This window comes from Pseudomonas sp. 05T35 (genome assembly GCF_056396605.1).
Window position 1 is genome coordinate 1 of sequence record NZ_JBFTLU010000078.1, and the last position, 17350, is coordinate 17350.

Annotated in this window: 13 protein-coding genes and 2 pseudogenes; 9 read left to right on the plus strand and 6 right to left on the minus strand. The window is 60.6% G+C overall.

The window, feature by feature from the left end:
* Positions 1-212 precede the first annotated feature (212 nt).
* The 3 genes from AC1DH9_RS08490 to AC1DH9_RS08500 all read right to left on the minus strand — a co-directional run bounded on the left by AC1DH9_RS08490 (position 213) and on the right by AC1DH9_RS08500 (position 3422).
* Positions 213-1754: a phosphoenolpyruvate carboxykinase gene (locus AC1DH9_RS08490; protein WP_427543368.1), complete on the minus strand. Its 1542-nt coding sequence runs from the start codon at positions 1752-1754 to the stop codon at positions 213-215.
* A gap of 179 nt (positions 1755-1933) precedes the next feature.
* On the minus strand, positions 1934-2836 hold the full coding sequence (hslO, locus tag AC1DH9_RS08495) for an Hsp33 family molecular chaperone HslO (protein ID WP_477808045.1): 903 nt from the start codon (positions 2834-2836) through the stop codon (positions 1934-1936).
* A 184-nt stretch (positions 2837-3020) separates the two neighbouring features.
* The gene (locus AC1DH9_RS08500) at positions 3021-3422 is read right to left on the minus strand and encodes an RNA-binding S4 domain-containing protein (protein ID WP_427543374.1); all 402 of its coding nucleotides are present in this window, start codon (positions 3420-3422) and stop codon (positions 3021-3023) included.
* Positions 3423-3641: 219 nt separating this feature from the next.
* Between AC1DH9_RS08500 and rimB the strand changes: the two genes are divergently transcribed.
* Together rimB and rimK are read left to right on the plus strand one after the other, a co-directional pair.
* Positions 3642-4124: a retropepsin-like aspartic endopeptidase RimB gene (gene rimB, locus AC1DH9_RS08505; RefSeq protein ID WP_427543377.1), complete on the plus strand. Its 483-nt coding sequence runs from the start codon at positions 3642-3644 to the stop codon at positions 4122-4124.
* Entirely contained in the window at positions 4121-5026 is a 906-nt protein-coding gene (gene rimK, locus AC1DH9_RS08510; RefSeq protein ID WP_054595097.1) for a 30S ribosomal protein S6--L-glutamate ligase, read from the plus strand. Before rimB ends, rimK begins: the two co-directional genes overlap by 4 nt.
* 156 nt (positions 5027-5182) lie before the next feature.
* On the opposite strand, the gene AC1DH9_RS08515 is transcribed toward rimK, so the two are convergent.
* On the minus strand, positions 5183-6496 hold the full coding sequence (locus AC1DH9_RS08515) for an ATP-binding protein (protein ID WP_054595096.1): 1314 nt from the start codon (positions 6494-6496) through the stop codon (positions 5183-5185).
* A 108-nt stretch (positions 6497-6604) separates the two neighbouring features.
* Entirely contained in the window at positions 6605-7345 is a 741-nt protein-coding gene (ompR, locus tag AC1DH9_RS08520; protein WP_054595095.1) for an osmolarity response regulator transcription factor OmpR, read from the minus strand.
* A 361-nt stretch (positions 7346-7706) separates the two neighbouring features.
* On the opposite strand from ompR, the gene AC1DH9_RS08525 reads away from it, so the two are divergent.
* From AC1DH9_RS08525 to tauD, 7 genes and pseudogenes are all read left to right on the plus strand, one after another.
* Positions 7707-10031, plus strand: coding sequence for a Tex family protein (locus AC1DH9_RS08525; RefSeq protein ID WP_477808046.1), 2325 nt, complete (start codon positions 7707-7709; stop codon positions 10029-10031).
* Positions 10031-10414 (plus strand): PaaI family thioesterase, encoded by a 384-nt coding sequence (locus AC1DH9_RS08530; protein ID WP_477808047.1) that lies wholly within the window; start codon positions 10031-10033, stop codon positions 10412-10414. The genes AC1DH9_RS08525 and AC1DH9_RS08530 overlap by 1 nt, the downstream gene beginning before the upstream one ends.
* Before the next feature lie 292 nt (positions 10415-10706).
* Positions 10707-12290, plus strand: coding sequence for a glutamate--cysteine ligase (gene gshA / locus AC1DH9_RS08535; protein ID WP_477808048.1), 1584 nt, complete (start codon positions 10707-10709; stop codon positions 12288-12290).
* A gap of 246 nt (positions 12291-12536) precedes the next feature.
* Positions 12537-13360, plus strand: a pseudogene (locus AC1DH9_RS08540) (taurine ABC transporter substrate-binding protein).
* A gap of 16 nt (positions 13361-13376) precedes the next feature.
* Complete coding sequence (gene tauB / locus AC1DH9_RS08545; protein WP_477808049.1) at positions 13377-14171, plus strand: taurine ABC transporter ATP-binding subunit; 795 nt, start codon at positions 13377-13379, stop codon at positions 14169-14171.
* Positions 14168-15007, plus strand: coding sequence for a taurine ABC transporter permease TauC (gene tauC, locus AC1DH9_RS08550; protein WP_427543392.1), 840 nt, complete (start codon positions 14168-14170; stop codon positions 15005-15007). Before tauB ends, tauC begins: the two co-directional genes overlap by 4 nt.
* A 21-nt stretch (positions 15008-15028) precedes the next feature.
* Positions 15029-15739, plus strand: a pseudogene (tauD, locus tag AC1DH9_RS08555) (taurine dioxygenase); the annotation flags it as partial.
* A 157-nt stretch (positions 15740-15896) separates the two neighbouring features.
* Here the strand turns inward: tauD and mgrA are convergent.
* Positions 15897-16934 (minus strand): L-glyceraldehyde 3-phosphate reductase, encoded by a 1038-nt coding sequence (gene mgrA, locus AC1DH9_RS08560; RefSeq protein ID WP_477808050.1) that lies wholly within the window; start codon positions 16932-16934, stop codon positions 15897-15899.
* Positions 16935-17350: the final 416 nt, after the last annotated feature.

Consider the following 17350-nt stretch of genomic DNA (forward strand, 5'->3'; position numbering starts at 1 on the left):
GACCATTGGCATGCTCTACCAAGCCATCAAGGCGCAACGGTGGGATACACAGGAACTGGAAGGCAAGCCGAACACATAAGTGCCATTATTCTGGCCGTTTAACGCCTTTTCAGCTGGAATATTGGTAGTTCTACCTCCGCCGGCCTGAATTGCGCTCACAAAAAAGCCGCCCCTAAGGGCGGCTTTCTCTTACCTCAAACCACTACCGATAATTACAACTTCGGACCAGCAGCCTTGATCGCGTCGCTCACTTCGAACTTCTTGAAGTTCTCGATGAACAGACCGGCCAGCGCCTTGGCAGCTTCATCGTAAGCAGCCTTGTCAGCCCAGGTGTTGCGTGGGTTCAACAGGCCAGTCTCAACGCCTGGCACAGCCAATGGCACGTCGAGGTTGATGGTGTCGAGGTGTTCGGTACCTGCACCGATCAGCGCGCCGCTCTGGATCGCTGCGATCACCGCGCGGGTGGTCGGGATGTTGAAGCGTTTGCCGACGCCGTAGCCGCCGCCGGTCCAGCCGGTGTTGACCAGGTAGACCTTGGAGCCGAAGCCGCGGATGCGCTTGATCAGCAGCTCTGCGTATTCGCCAGCCGGACGCGGGAAGAACGGTGCGCCGAAGCAGGTGGAGAAGGTCGACTTGATGCCGCTGCCCGAACCCATTTCGGTCGAGCCCACCAGTGCGGTGTAGCCGGACAGGAAGTGGTAGGCCGCTTGTTCTTCATTGAGGATCGACACTGGTGGCAGCACGCCGGTCAGGTCGCAGGTCAGGAAGATCACTGCGTTTGGCTCGCCGCCCAGGTTCTTCTCGGAACGCTTGGCAACGTGCTCCAGCGGGTAGGCGGCGCGGCTGTTCTGGGTCAGGCTGACATCGGTGTAGTCGGCGTGCTTGGCGTCATCGATAACAACGTTTTCCAGGACGGCGCCGTGTTTGATGGCTTTCCAGATGACCGGCTCGTTCTTCTCGGACAGGTCGATGCACTTGGCATAGCAACCGCCTTCGATGTTGAACACCACGCCCTCGCCCCAGCCGTGTTCGTCGTCACCGATCAGGTAACGGCTTTCGTCGGCGGACAGGGTGGTCTTGCCGGTGCCGGACAGACCGAAGAACAGGGTCACGTCGCCCTCTTCGCCGATGTTGGCGGCGCAGTGCATTGGCAGTACGTCGGCGGCCGGCAGCAGGAAGTTCTGCACCGAGAACATGGCTTTCTTCATTTCACCGGCGTAGCGCATGCCGGCGAGCAGCACTTTCTTCTGCGCAAAGTTGATGATCACGCAGCCGTCGGAGTTGGTGCCGTCACGCTCTGGCACGCACTCGAAGTTGGCGACGTTCAGAACTTGCCACTCTTCACGACCGGCCGGGTTGTACTTGGCCGGGTTGATGAACAGGCAACGACCGAACAGGTTCTGCCAGGCAGTCTGGGTGGTCATTTTCACGGCCAGGTAATGCTCTTCGGCAGAACCTACGTGCACGTGGGAAACGAAATGCTCTTGTGCGTTGTTGAACGCCTCAACACGAGCCCACAGGGCATCGAACTTGTCGGCCGGGAACTTGCGGTTGATCGGGCCCCAGGCGATGGCGGCCTGAGTGGTTGGCTCTTCAACAATGAAACGGTCGACGGGCGAACGACCGGTACGGTGACCGGTGCGAACGACCAGCGCGCCGGTATCGGCAAGCTCGCCCTCACCGCGACTCAGGGCTTCTTTAACCAGATCATCAACACTCAGATCGGTGTACACAGCATTATTGGCTTGCGTCATGAGGTTCCCCGTCGGCCAGTGGCCGAGTGCTCCAAACGTTTTGTAGTAGAAAGTCGCGCACTACTACCGCTAAAAAAGTGGGCCGGATTATGCCAGAAAAGCCCAAAAATAGTAGGGCCCTCCCGTCAGGACGGCGTTATTCCGGCGTTTACCAGTGAATTTACCTGCGCTGAAGCGTTTTAGTGACGGGTATCTGACGGCGTATCGACACCCGCTCCGGCGAACAATTGGGTGATATCGGCCGCATCAAAGAGGTAGCGCTGGTTGCAGAACTGGCAGTCGATCTCGATGTTGCCACCATGCTCGATCACCAGCGCCTGAGCGTCTTCCTGACCCAGGCTGACCAACGCATTACCCGAACGCTCACGCGAGCAGCTGCAACGGAAGCGTAGTTTCTGCGCGTCAAACAGGCGCACCTGCTCTTCGTGGTAGAGACGATGCAAGATGGTTTCGTTGTCCAGGCTCAGCAATTCATCGGCGGTCAGGGTGCTGCCCAGCGCGGTGATGTGCTGCCAGCTGGCGGCGCGGTCTTCTTCGTCTTTCAGACGGTCGGCCGGCAGCTGTTGCAGCAGCAGACCCCGGGCGCGACGGCCATCGGCGTGCAGCCAGAAGCGCGTGCCGACTTGCTGCGACATGACGAAATAGTTGGTGAAGCAGTCGGCCAGGGTCGCGCCGTCGAGGTCGACGATGCCCTGATAACGCTGGCCCTGGGTCGGGTCGACGGTGAGCGCCAGCACGCCATCGGGCATCATGTCGGCGAGGGTCGCGTCGGCAGCGATCAGGTCTGCGTCATAACGGGCCAGACCACGGATCTCACGCTCGCTGGAGCACTCGATCATCAACAGCGACACCGGGCCTTCGGAGCGCGCCTGCAGGATCAGCAAGCCATCGAACTTCAAGGTGCCGACCAGCAGCGCCGCGGCTGCCATCAGTTCGCCGAGCAGTTGCGCGACCGGTTCCGGATAGGTGTGTTTGGCGAGGACTTCGGCATAGCTACGCTCCAACGCAACCAGCTCGCCGCGGGCGYCGCTGTCATCGAAGATGAAGCGTTGGGTGTAGTCGGTATCCGGTAGATCAGTCATAGGTCTGGGTATCTGAAGTGAAGACTAAAGGATGACAAGGGCTGGGAATCGCGCCTTGCGCACCGTCTCGGTGCATTAATATTGGTCATGGCCAGCATTTTATGAACAATCCGGCTTTGTTCCAAGCAAGGTCGAACCGCGGCATAGTGGCGCCGGGTAACCTAGGCCCGTTAACGGCCAAACCTTAATCATTGCTGCCATGGAACTTGAACAGGTCCCGGCGCTGTTTCTTGCTCGGCTTGCCGTCAGTGCTGACGCCCAGGGCGCCGGCCTTGCGCTGGGCTGCGGCGTTTTCGCGTTTGGCGATGCTGGCTTCGGTCTCAACGTACAACATCTGCGCTTCAGGGGCACCACGACGGACGATCGAGAGAGCCTGGACCACCACGGTGCGCTCATCGAAACCGGCGCGAATCTGAAACTCGTCGCCAATCCTCGGCTCTTTGCCCGGCTTGCAGCGCTCACCCCGGCAATGCACCTTGCCACTCTCAATGGCTGCCTTGGCCAGCGCACGGGTTTTGTAGAAGCGCGCCGCCCACAACCACTTATCGAGACGGACTTTGTCGTCCTCTTCGTTTTTTTGTGCCATGGGTTTTCCTCATTCTGAAATATTTCTGAACTGTACTACCGTTTCTGTCGTGCCATGAATTTCACCGGTTCAGCATACAATGCGCGACGCTTCCGGGTTGCGCTCGGGGGCAGGAAATCCGGGCCGTAGATATCTGTCGCCTTTTACCTATTATTCTGCGTGAATACCGCGAATTCGGCCGCTTTGCGGTGCGAACGGTTCCTCACCGGTTGAGCACATTTGAAGACATTTGACCATTTGACCGTTGTGGGTCTGCGCGAATGGGTGGCGCTCCCTGATTTGGGAGTCGCGGGCCTGCGAGCGAAGATCGACACCGGCGCCAGCACCTCCAGCCTGCATGCCACCGAAATCGAGCCGTTCGAGCGCGACGGACAAACGTGGGTGCGTTTCAACGCACACCTGGGCACGGTGGTGCAGTTGCGTCACCGTCGCTGCGAAGCGCCGCTGGTGACGATGAAAACCATTAAGAGCTCCAACGGCCAAGCACAGGTGCGTTACGTGATCAGTACCACCCTGGCGCTCGGCGATCGGGTTTGGCGAGTGGAGTTCACCCTCGCCTGCCGCAAGTCCATGCGTTATCGCCTGTTGCTCGGTTCCAAAGCCCTGATCGACGGCCAGTTGGTGGTCAATCCAGGCATTAAATACGTTCAAGACAAGCCGGTGTTCCCGGTGTCCACTACCTCTTCCACAGGTGTTGCATGAAGATCGCTGTGCTGTCGCGGAACCCGCGTCTGTATTCCACTCGTCGTTTGGTTGAAGCCGGCACCGAACGCGGCCATGAGATGGTGGTGATCGATACCCTGCGCGCCTATATGAACATTGCCAGTCATAAGCCGCAGATCCACTACCGCGGCAAGCCGCTGGAAGGCTTTGACGCAGTGATCCCGCGGATCGGCGCWTCGGTSACTTTTTACGGCTGCGCGGTGTTGCGCCAGTTCGAAATGATGGGSGTGTTCCCGCTCAACGAGTCGGTGGCCATCGCCCGCTCGCGGGACAAACTGCGCTCGCTGCAATTGCTTTCACGTCGCGGTATCGGTTTACCGGTCACCGGTTTTGCCCACTCGCCGGACGACATTCCCGACCTGATCGAAATGGTCAACGGCGCACCGCTGGTGATCAAGGTGCTGGAAGGCACTCAGGGCATCGGCGTGGTGATGTGTGAAACAGCGACGGCGGCGGAGTCGGTGATCGAGGCGTTCATGGGCCTCAAGCAGAACATCATGGTTCAGGAATACATCAAGGAAGCCGGCGGCGCGGACATCCGCTGCTTTGTGGTCGGCGACAAGGTGATCGCCGCGATGAAACGTCAGGCCAAGCCCGGCGAGTTCCGCTCCAACCTGCACCGTGGCGGCAGCGCCAGCCTGATCAAGATCACCCCGGAAGAACGCATGACCGCGCTGCGTGCGGCCAAGGTCATGGGTTTGAGCGTGGCGGGCGTGGATATCCTGCGCTCCAACCACGGGCCGCTGGTGATGGAAGTGAACTCGTCGCCAGGGCTGGAAGGGATCGAAACCACCACCAGCAAGGACGTGGCGGGGATCATCATTCAGCACATCGAGAAGAACGGCGGGCCGAACATGACGCGGACCAAGGGTAAGGGTTAACCTCAACCTTTTAGGTGGCAGGGATGCTGCCATCGCGAGCAGGCTCGCTCCCACAAGGGTCTCGGTCGTACACAATTGCGTGTTCGCTGAAGATCGAAGTGTGGGAGCGAGCCTGCTCGCGAAGAGGCCCTCATTTCCAACAAGACTGCCAGATACTTACACCGCATCCCTCGGCAACATCAACCCAAGCGGCAACCGCACCCGCGCTTCCAGGCCACCACCGGAGCGGTTGCGCAGTTCAACATTGCCGCCATGCATCGATGCAATCCGCTTGACGATGGCCAGCCCCAGCCCGGTGCCCTTGCCACCCCGCGCGCGGTCGCCACGGGTGAAGGGGTTGAAGATCGCTTCCAGCTCTGACGGATCGATCCCGGCGCCACGGTCCATGACGCTCAGCACCACATAAGGCGCGCTGACGTCGCCCGAAACATACGCCGCCACTTCAACGCCGCTGCCAGCGTGATGCAGGGCATTACCGATCAGGTTGTTCAGGAGGCGTTTCATCGACACCCGACGCAACGGGAACGGCTGAATCGGCTCCAGGCGCAAGCGCACCCGCTCCTCGTTCTGGTTGTAAGGCGCCGCCACTTCGCGCACCAGATCACTCAGGTCGACTTCTTCGACCGACTCGTCCCGACCATCGCGAATGAATGCGAGGAACTGGTCGAGAATCGCGTCCATGTCTTCGATGTCACGCACCATGTCGTCGCTCAGGTCGCTGTGGTTGCCCATCAGCTCCAGCGACAGACGCAAGCGGGTCAACGGCGTACGCAGGTCGTGTGAAACACCGGCGAGCATCAACTCACGTTCGCGGCCGGCCTGTTCAACGTCTTCCGCCATCTGGTTGAACGCTCGATAGACCTCGGTCATTTCACTCGGCGTGTCGCTGATCGGCAGGCGCACGCTGCGCCCCTGCCCCAGTTGCCGGGCGGCATCGACCAGCCGTTTGAGCGGCTGGTTGAGCTGGCTGACGAAAATCCACGCCGACGCGGTGGATAACAAGCCGATGGCGAGAAACCAGCCGAGTACGTTCCAGATTTTCTGGCCACGCAACGGATGCGGGTACAGCGGTACTTTCAACCAGCCGTCACCCAGGCTCGGGGCTCGAACCCAAAGCGCCGGCGGTGCATGCATGCGCAATCGCACTTCGGTGTCGGCACCCAGTTCGGCCTGCATCTGGCGTTGGTAGATTTCGCTGTAGGGCCAATGCTGTTCACCCTCGGGAACACCGGCGCCCACCACACGAATCAGTGTCGCGGCATCGGCAATCTTCGCCCGGTTTTCTTCGTCTGCAGCCCAGTAGGCACGCAAGGTCAGCGCGACACCGTGACTGTATTGGCGGTCCACCAGCACGTCCTCGTTCATCAACAGATAAACCAGGGTCAGCGCCTTGGAAAACAGCACGACGATCAGCACCAGCCAGAGGGTGCGAGAGAAGAAACTTTGGGGGAACCACACGGGGGTTTTCATAGACAACCGCTACATACTTTGCAGGAGCGAGCCAAGCTCGCAGAATTGCGGATCGCGAATCAACCGGGTGACACGTTACCCGGCTGACCCGCTCCTACAAATCACCGATCACTTGGTCGCGGTGCCGTCCGGAACGAACACGTAACCCACGCCCCAGACCGTTTGAATGTAGCGTGGTTTCGATGGATCAGGCTCGATCATCCGGCGCAGGCGGGAGATCTGGACGTCGATGGAACGCTCCAGGGCATCCCATTCGCGGCCACGGGCCAGGTTCATCAGCTTGTCGCGGGTCAGCGGTTGACGCGCATTCATCACCAACGCCTTGAGCACCGCGAATTCACCGGTGGTAAGCATGTGTACTTCGTCGCCGCGCTTGAGTTCGCGAGTCGCCAGCGACAATTCGTAATCACCGAAGGTCACGCTTTCGTCTTCGCTACCTGGTGCGCCCGGTACGGGAGCCGACTGGCGACGCAGAACCGCCTTGACACGCGCCATCAGCTCGTCCGGGTTGAACGGCTTGGCCAGGTAATCGTCGGCGCCCAGTTCCAGGCCTTTGATACGGCTCAGCTCATCGCCCTTGGCGGTGAGCATGATGATCGGAATCTGATTGTTTGCGCCACGCAAACGGCGGCAGGCAGTCAGGCCGTCTTCGCCGGGCAACATCAGGTCGAGGACGACCAGGTTGAACACTTCACGCGCCAGCAGACGATCCATCTGTTCGGTGTTCGGTACGGCGCGGGCACGATAGCCCTTGCTGACGAAAAAACGTTCCAGCAGGCTGCTGAGCCCCGGATCGTCGTCAACGATAAGAATTTTTTCGCCTTCAGCAGTTTGTGCAGTGCTGCTCATTGGATGCTCCTTTGATCTCGGTGCGCATTATGGCGTAGCTGCCGTTATACGCACCGTGTGCATTGTTAGCAGATTTTTCCTATGTCGCCAGCGACATGGCCTTTATGCCTACAGCCTGCGATGCCCCCATCGGGCAGAACGGCGGTTATAATGCGCGGCCTTTTGTGTCGGGCAACGTCTGATCGTTACTGCCGGTGGCGGCTTTTTATTTTTCATYGCCCGGCAGTAATTGTTCGATTCCACGGGTCAATGGGATGCCTTTTGATCCAGGTAGCGGTGCTGGCCAGGCCGCTCAACCAGACTCGCCGGGCCTTATTCCCTGCGCCCGCGAGCCTGCTTTCACAATTTGTCAGGTGGTTTTATGGACAGCATCAACAGCCGCATCGCCGAGGAACTCGGTGTACGCCCACAACAGGTCGAAGCGGCCGTCGCGCTACTCGATGAAGGCTCCACGGTGCCCTTCATCGCCCGCTACCGGAAAGAAGTGACCGGCAGCCTCGATGACACGCAATTGCGTCATCTGGAAGAGCGTCTGCGCTACCTGCGAGAACTCGACGAACGGCGCATCAGCATCCTTGCCAGCATCGAAGAGCAAGGCAAGCTGACCCCGCAACTCGAGCGCGATATCAAACTCGCCGACACCAAGACCCGCCTTGAAGACTTGTACCTGCCGTACAAGCAAAAGCGCCGCACCAAGGGCCAGATTGCCCTGGRAGCCGGCCTCGGCGAACTGGCCGACGGCCTGTTCAACGATCCGAACCTGACGCCAGACACCGAAGCCGCACGCTTCGTCAACGCCGAAAAAGGTGTGGCGGACGTGAAGGCGGCCCTCGAAGGCGCCAAGTACATCCTCATGGAACGCTTCGCCGAAGACGCCAACCTGCTCGATAAATTGCGCAGTTACCTGAAGCAGGAAGCCACCCTCAGTGCCCGCGTGATCGCCGGCAAGGAAGAAGAAGGCGCCAAGTTCCGCGACTATTTCGAACACGACGAACCGCTGAAAAGCATGCCATCGCACCGCGCCCTGGCGATTTTCCGTGGCCGCAACGAAGGCATCCTCAGCTCCGCGCTGAAAGTCGGTGACGAGCTGCCGGGCACCATGCACCCGTGCGAAGGCATGATCGGTCAGCAATTCGGCATCGCCAACCAGAACCGCCCGGCCGACAAATGGCTCGGTGAAGTGGTGCGCTGGACCTGGAAGGTCAAGCTCTACACCCACCTGGAAACCGACCTGCTCGGTGAGCTGCGTGACGGTGCCGAGACCGAGGCGATCAACGTTTTCGCACACAACCTGCACGACTTGCTGCTGGCCGCGCCTGCCGGCCCACGCGCCACGCTGGGCCTGGACCCGGGCCTGCGCACCGGTTGCAAGGTGGCGGTGGTCGACGCCACCGGCAAGTTGCTGGATCACGCCACGGTTTACCCGCACGTGCCGCATAACAAGTGGGACCAGACCATCGCCGTGCTCGCGGCCCTGTGCGCCAAGCACTCGGTGGACCTGATCGCCATCGGCAACGGCACTGCCAGCCGTGAAACCGACAAGCTCGCCGCGGACCTGATCAAAAAATACCCGGCGATGAAAATGACCAAGGTCATGGTCTCCGAAGCCGGCGCTTCGGTGTACTCGGCCTCGGAACTGGCCTCCAAGGAATTCCCGGACCTCGACGTGTCGATCCGTGGCGCGGTGTCGATTGCCCGTYGCTTGCAAGACCCGCTGGCCGAGCTGGTGAAAATCGATCCGAAATCCATCGGTGTCGGCCAGTACCAGCACGACGTGTCGCAGTTGAAACTGGCGCGTGGCCTGGACGCGGTGGTCGAGGACTGCGTGAACGCCGTTGGCGTCGACGTGAACACCGCCTCCGTTGCGCTGCTGGCCCGCATTTCCGGCCTCAACGCGACCCTGGCGCAGAACATCGTGACCCACCGCGATGAAAACGGTGCGTTCAAAACCCGCGCTGCCTTGAAGAAAGTCGCCCGTCTCGGCGAAAAGACCTTCGAACAGGCCGCCGGCTTCCTGCGCGTGATGAACGGTGATAACCCGCTGGACTCCTCCGCGGTTCACCCGGAAGCCTACCCGCTGGTGCAACGCATCGCCGCTGAAACCGACCGCGATATCCGTTCGCTGATCGGCGACGCCGCTTTCCTCAAGCGTCTCGATCCGAAGAAGTACACCGACGAAACCTTCGGTCTGCCAACGGTCACCGACATCCTGCAAGAACTGGAAAAGCCGGGCCGCGACCCGCGTCCAGAGTTCAAGACTGCCGAGTTCCAGGAAGGCGTCGAAGACCTCAAGGACTTGCAGCTGGGGATGATCCTCGAAGGCGTTGTGACCAACGTGACCAACTTCGGTGCCTTCGTCGATATCGGCGTGCATCAGGACGGTTTGGTGCATATCTCCGCACTTTCGGAGAAATTCATCAAGGATCCGCGTGAAGCGGTGAAAGCCGGTGACGTGGTCAAGGTCAAGGTCATGGAAGTCGACATCCCGCGCAAACGTGTGGGTCTGTCGATGCGCATGAGCGACACTCCGGGCGAGAAGATCGACGGCGCTCGTGGCGCGCGTCCAGGTTCGGCGCCGCGTCAGCCTTCGAACACCGCACCGCGTAAGGAAACCACGGCAGCGGCGCCGAGCAACAATGCCATGGCGTCGCTGTTCGCCAACGCCAAGCAGCTGAAGAAACGCTGATGGAAGTCCCTGCGGGGTTGACCGAAAGCGCTTTTTTCAAGCTGCTGGGTTGCCGTTTGCACAGCCTTGAGACCGGGGTGGCGCAAGTCGCCCTGGCCCTTGAGCCGCAGCTGCGCAATCGCGGCGGCAAGCTGCACGGCGGGGCGTTGTTCAGTCTGGTGGACATTGCCATGGGGCTGGCCTRTTCCAGTTCCCATGGTTTTGACCAGCAGAGCGCGACCATCGAGTGCAAGATCAACTACATCCGCGCCGTGGCTGAAGGCGAGGTGATGTGCACGGCGCGGGTGATTCACCCGGGCCGGCGCACGCTGGTGGTCGAAGCCGATGTGATGCAAGGCGACAAACTGGTCGCAAAAGCACAAGGCACGTTCGCTGTCCTGTAGATGCGCGTCATCAATTTGAGTTAATTTCGGCGCTGCGAAAGCTGCGCCGACGTTCCCTGTGGGAGCGAGCCTGCTCGCGAAGGCGGTGTGTCAGGCGACTTCAATGTTGACTGACATTTCTTCTTCGCGAGCAGGCTCGCTCCCACAGGGATTGCGGCGATTAATTCCTGACTGACTGGCAGCAGGCCTGTGCAGCCCGATAATGAGGCGAAAACGCCAGTTTTAACTTCACCCTTGTAGACCGTCCTGCCCACCCCCATATTGGGGCGACTGACGCGTGAAGGAATCCAACTTGAGCGAACTTCTCAACCGCCGCCTGGCTCTGCTCGGCGAGCGCGCTAACCTCTCTCTGCTCGAACAGTGTCTTCACGGCATCGAACGTGAATGCCTGCGCGTGACGGGCGAAGGTCGCCTGGCGCAAACGCCGCACCCTGAAAGCCTGGGTTCCGCGCTGACCAACGAACAGATCACCACCGACTATTCCGAGTCGCTGCTGGAGTTCATCACGCCTGCCCTGCCGGACCCGGCGGACACGCTGGCGAGCCTGGACAAGATTCACCGTTTTGCCTACAGCAAACTCGGCAACGAGTACCTGTGGAGTCCGTCGATGCCGTGCCCGTTGCCGGCCGAGGAAGATATCCCGATCGCCTACTACGGCACCTCCAACATCGGTCAGCTCAAGTACGTCTACCGCAAGGGCCTGGCCCTGCGCTACGGCAAGACCATGCAGTGCATCGCCGGGATTCACTACAACTTTTCCCTGCCGGAAAAGCTCTGGCCGCTGCTCAAAGAGGCTGAAGGCTTTGTCGGCACCGACCGCGACTATCAGTCGGCGGCCTACATCGCGCTGATCCGCAATTTCCGCCGCTACAGCTGGCTGCTGATGTACCTGTTCGGTGCCTCGCCAGCGCTGGACGCCGGTTTCCTGCGCGGTCGCTCCCATCAGTTGGAGCAATTTGACGCCGAAACCCTGTACCTGCCGTACGCCACCAGCCTGCGCATGAGCGACCTGGGTTACCAGAGCAACGCGCAAGCCGGGCTGACGCCGTGCTACAACGACCTGAACAGCTACACCGACAGCCTGCGCAAAGCGGTTGCCACGCCGTACCCGCCGTAYGTCGAAATCGGCACGCACCAGGACGGTGAGTGGGTTCAGCTCAATACCAACATCCTGCAGATCGAAAACGAGTACTACTCCAACATCCGCCCGAAACGCGTGACCTACACCGGCGAGCGGCCGATCCAGGCGCTGATGGCCCGTGGCATTCAGTACGTTGAAGTGCGCTTGCTGGACATCAACCCGTTCATGCCGATGGGTATCGACTTGCCGGAGGCACGTTTCCTCGACGCATTCCTGCTGTATTGCGCGCTGAACGACAGCCCGTTGCTGACCACCACCACCTGCGGCAACGCCACCTCGAACTTCCTCAGCGTGGTCAAGGAAGGTCGCCGTCCGGGCCTGCAATTGCAACGCGATGGCCAGTCGGTGGACATGAAGGAGTGGGCCAGCGAGCTGCTGGAAAAAATCGCCCCACTGGCGGCACTGCTCGACCAGAGCCACGGTGGCGACGCCCACAGCAAAGCCCTCGACGCGCAACGAGCAAAAATCCGCGACCCGTCCCTGACCCCTTCCGCGCAGGTGCTGGCAGCGATGACCGAGCACAAGGAAAGCTTCGCCCAGTTCTCCCTGCGTCAGAGTCAGGCGCACGCCGAGTTCTYCCGCAGCGAGCCGCTGCCTGCCGAAGAGCAGGCGCGCTTTGAAGAACTGGCGCGCTCGTCGCTGGCCCAGCAAACTGAGCTTGAGCAGAACGAAGTCGGCGATTTCGACGTGTTTGTCGGGTCGTATCAGGCGAGCATTCTGGCGATCAGTAACTGACCCGGAAGGTCCTGCGGACCTTATCGCGAGCAGGCTCGCTCCCACATTGGATTTTCGGTGTGACCACATTTGTGTGAACACCATTGAGCCCTGTGGGAGCGAGCCTGCTCGCGATGACCGCGCAGCGGTCACTGTCAGGGTTTTCCGCTCATAAGCTAATTCGAAAAAGTTATTTATTTTTGAATTCTTAGATCATTTAGTCTCATCACTCGCCGAAACCCCGGCCGCCTGATGAGGACTTTCATGATGAAACTGCACTTCCCCCTACGCCTCCTGGCGGCCGCGTCCCTGGCCGCAGCGAGCTTTTTCGCCCATGCGGCTGATGTCACCGTCGCCTACCAGACCACTGTCGACCCGGCTAAAGTCGCCCAAGCTGACGGCACTTACGAAACTGCCACCCACGCCAAAATCGACTGGCGCAAGTTCGACAACGGTGCCGACATCATCGCCGCCATCGCTTCGGGCGACGTGCAGATCGGCTACCTCGGTTCCAGCCCGCTGACCGCTGCGATCACCCGCAAGGTTCCGGTCGAAACCTTCCTCATCGCCACCCAGATCGGTGCCGCCGAAGCACTGGTGGCCCGCGATGGTTCCGGGATCAAGACCCCGCAGGACCTGATCGGCAAGAAAATCGCCGTGCCATTCGTTTCCACCGGTCACTACAGCCTGCTGGCCGCGCTCAAGCACTGGAACATAAGTTCGGCGCGCCGACCTTCGATGCGTGGATCGTGCGCAAGGACTTCGCCGAGAAGCACCCGGAAATCGTCAGTGCCTTCGCCAAAGTCACCCTCGACGCCTATGCCCACTACCGCAAGGACCCGCAAGCCTGGCTGGCGGATAAGGGCAACGTCGACAAACTGGTAAAACTCTCCGGCGCCAAGGCCAGCGACATCCCGTTGCTGCTGCAAGGCAACGTCTACCCGCTGGCGGCTGATCAGGTGATCACCCTCGGCGCGCCGACCACCAAGGCCATCACCGACACCGCGGCGTTCCTCAAGGAACAAGGCAAGGTTGAGGCTGTGCTGCCGGACTACGCCCCTTACGTCAGCGCCAAGTACATCACTAATTGATCGGGAGTTGACCGCGATGGCCTTGCTTCAGCTGGAGCGCATCAGCGCACAGTATCCCGGCACTGCCGAACCAGTGCTGGCGGACATTTCCTTAAGCCTTGGGCCCCAGCAATTGCTGGTCGCCCTCGGCCCGTCCGGCAGTGGCAAGACCTCACTGTTGAACCTGATTGCCGGGTTTGTCGAACCCAGCGCCGGACGCATCACCCTTGACGGCGTGCCGGTCAAAGGTCCGGGCGCCGAGCGTGGCGTGGTGTTCCAGGACGACGCGCTGCTGCCCTGGCAGGACGTGTTGGCCAACGTCGGTTTCGGTCTGGAACTGGCTGGCGTGCCGCGTGATAAACGCGAAGTCCGCGCCCGGGAAATGCTCGCGCTGGTCGACCTTGCAGGCTTTGATGCGCGCCGCATCTGGCAGCTCTCAGGCGGTCAGAAACAACGTGTCGGCCTGGCCCGCGCACTCGCTGCCGACCCACGCGTGCTGCTGATGGACGAACCCTTCGGCGCCCTCGACGCGTTCACCCGCGAACAGATGCAGGAACTGTTGCTGCAAGTCTGGCGACGCACCGCCAAACCGGTGTTCCTGATTACCCATGACATTGAAGAAGCAGTATTCCTGGCCACGGATCTGATTCTGTTGGCGCCCAACCCTGGGCAAATCGTCGAGCGCCTGCAGCTGGATTTCGGTCAGCGTTACGCCGCTGGCGAATCGGCTCGGGCGATCARATCCGACCCACGCTTTATCGAAACCCGCGAACACGTACTCGCCCGTGTGTTCTCCCAACGCAGCGCCGCCCAGCGGCAGGAGCGCGCATGAGCAGTTATGAAATCCCGGCCACGACGGCCAGCCCCGCCAGCCCATCGACGCTGATTCCGCTGCGTCGCAGCCTCGGCACACGCTGGATCAGCGTACTGACGCTGATCGCTTTGCTCGCGGTTTGGTGGGCTGTTACCGCCAGTGGCCTGATCGAACCGTTGTTCTTGCCACCGCCATCGGCCGTCCTGCAAAAAGGCTGGTTGCTGGCGACCACGGGTTATATGGACTCGACCCTCTGGCAGCATTTGGGCGCAAGCCTCAGCCGGATTGGTCTGGGCCTGGGCTTTGCAGTCCTGACCGCCGTGCCGGTCGGTATCGCCATCGGTCACAACCGCATCGCACGCGGCATTCTCGATCCGCTGATCGAGTTCTACCGGCCGATACCACCGTTGGCCTATCTGCCGTTGATCGTGATCTGGTGCGGCATCGGTGAGCTGTCCAAGGTGTTGCTGATCTATCTGGCGATCTTCGCCCCGATCGCCATCGCCACCGCGACTGGCGTACGCACCGTCGACCCCGCCAAATTGCGCGCCGCGCAGTCGTTGGGTGCAACCCGGGCCCAGCTGATCCGCCATGTGATTTTGCCGAGCGCGTTGCCGGACATTCTGACCGGCGTGCGCATTGGCTTGGGCGTGGGCTGGTCGACGCTGGTGGCTGCCGAGTTGATCGCCGCCACCAGCGGCCTGGGCTTCATGGTGCAGTCGGCCGCGCAATTTCTGGTCACCGATGTGGTGGTGCTGGGGATTCTGGTGATCGCGCTGATCGCCTTCGCCATGGAAATGGGCCTGCGAGCGCTGCAACGCAAACTGGTGCCGTGGCATGGCCAGACGCACTGATTATTCATGTGGGAGCGAGCCTTCTTCCGCGAGCAGCCGATCAACCCACAGCAGCAAGCACGCTTTGCGGCGAATTTCGGCGACCTGCACATTCACCCGATCTATCCGAATGTGCCGGAACAGCCAGAAGTGTTGATCCTCGACACCRCCGAAACCGACGTACGCGACAACGCCGTGTGGCACACCGACGTGACTTTCCTGCCGACCCCGGCCCTTGGCGCGGTGCTCAGCGCCAAGCTGTTGCCGGAGTTTGGGGGCGACACCTTGTGGGCCAGCGGTATCGCGGCGTACGAGGCCCTTTCAGTGCCTCTGCAAAACCTGCTGCAAGGCCTGACCGCAACCCACGACTTCGTCAAATCCTTCCCGCTGGAACGCTTTGGAAACACGCCTGAAGCACTGGCTCAGTGGGAAGAAGCGCGCAAGAAAAATCCTCCACTGTCACATCCGGTGATCCGCACGCACCCGGTGAGCGGGCGCAAGTCGTTGTTCGTCAATGAAGGCTTCACGACGAAGATCAATGAGCTGTCGGAAACCGAAAGCGAGGCGATTCTGAAGCTGCTGTTCGCCCATGCTACGCGGCCGGAATTTACCATTCGCTGGCGTTGGCAGGAGAACGACGTGGCGTTCTGGGATAACCGCGTGACCCAGCATTTTGCGGTGGACGATTACCGACCGGCACGGCGGGTGATGCACCGGGCGACAGTGTTGGGGGATGTGCCGTTTTTCCGCTGAGCCACTGGCTTCTTTACTGCTTTTTTTGGCCCCATCGCGGGCAGGCTCGCTCCCACAGGGTTTTCGGTTGGCCACAGATTTGTGGTCAACCCCAATCCAATGTGGGCTTGCTCGCGAAAGCAATCTGACAGGCGCCAGAAGTTCCAGCGCCGGACACTTACTYCGCCGTCGACGGCTTCTCCCACAAATTGATCCCGCCCTCCTGGGCAAACYGGTCAATCTCTGCCAGTTCCTCAACGCTGAAGCTCAAGTTCTTCAATGCCCCGACGTTCTCGATAATCTGCTCCGGGCGGCTGGCACCGATCAGCGCCGAGGTCACTCGTGGGTCGCGCAGTGTCCAGGCCAGGGCCATTTGCGCCAGGCTTTGACCACGGCGTTTGGCGATTTCGTTGAGCGCGCGCACCAGGGCAATGTTGGCATCGGACAGGTGCGAGGCTTGCAACGAGTCACCGCCCGGACGATTGACCCGTGCATCTTTCGGTACGCCGTTGAGGTACTTGTCGGTCAACAACCCCTGAGCCAATGGCGTGAACGCAATCACGCCCGCGCCGAGTTCATCGGTGGCGTCCAGCAGGTCTTTTTCCACCCAGCGGTTGAGCAGGTTATAAGCCGGCTGGTGGATCAACAGCGGAACTTTCCACTCTTTCAGCAGTGCAGCCATTTCGCGGGTTTTCGCCCCGGAATACGACGAGATACCGATGTACAGCGCCTTGCCCTGCTGCACGGCAGTCGCCAATGCGCCAGCGGTTTCTTCCAGCGGAGTGTCCGGGTCGAAGCGGTGGGAGTAAAAAATGTCCACGTAGTCGACGCCCAGGCGTTGCAGACTCTGGTCGAGGCTGGCCAGCACGTATTTACGCGAGCCGCCACCCTGACCGTAAGGACCCGGCCACATGTCCCAACCGGCCTTGCTGGAGATGATCAACTCGTCGCGGTACTGCTTGAAATCTTCACGCAGCAAACGACCGAAATTGATCTCGGCACTGCCGTACGGTGGGCCGTAATTGTTGGCCAGGTCGAAGTGGTTAATGCCCAGGTCGAAGGCAGTACGCAGCAAGGATCGCTGGGTATCGATCGGCGTGCTGTCGCCGAAGTTGTGCCACAGGCCCAGCGACAGTGCCGGCAGCACCAGCCCGCTGCGACCGACGCGGCGGTAAGGAATGGAGTCGTAACGATCAGCAGCAGCGGTGTAAGTCATCGAGCCCTCTCTTGTTATGAGCGACGAAGTCGTCAGCGTTGCCCAGCATACGCTCAGGCAGCGCATTCAAAACGGGGAGTTCGACTAAATGCTGAAACGTTTCATATCCTTCTTGATTTTGGTCCTTACGCCGAATGTGTATTGAGGGTGGCGACCTTTGACCGCCACCTAATCCAGCGCCATTGTGCTGAACGACGCCTATGCTCGGTATGACAAACACCGGCTCAGGAGCACACATCATGCACACCACGATCATCATCACCTTCGGCCTGGTCTTGCTGGCGCTGATGCTGTTCATCGGTGAGAAGCTCGGCTTCAGCCGCCAGACCCTGACCTACAGTTTCGTCGTCCTGTGGCTGGCGCTGACGGTGATCAACGGCGCTATCGGCATGATCACCGCCGGGCAACCGCTAATC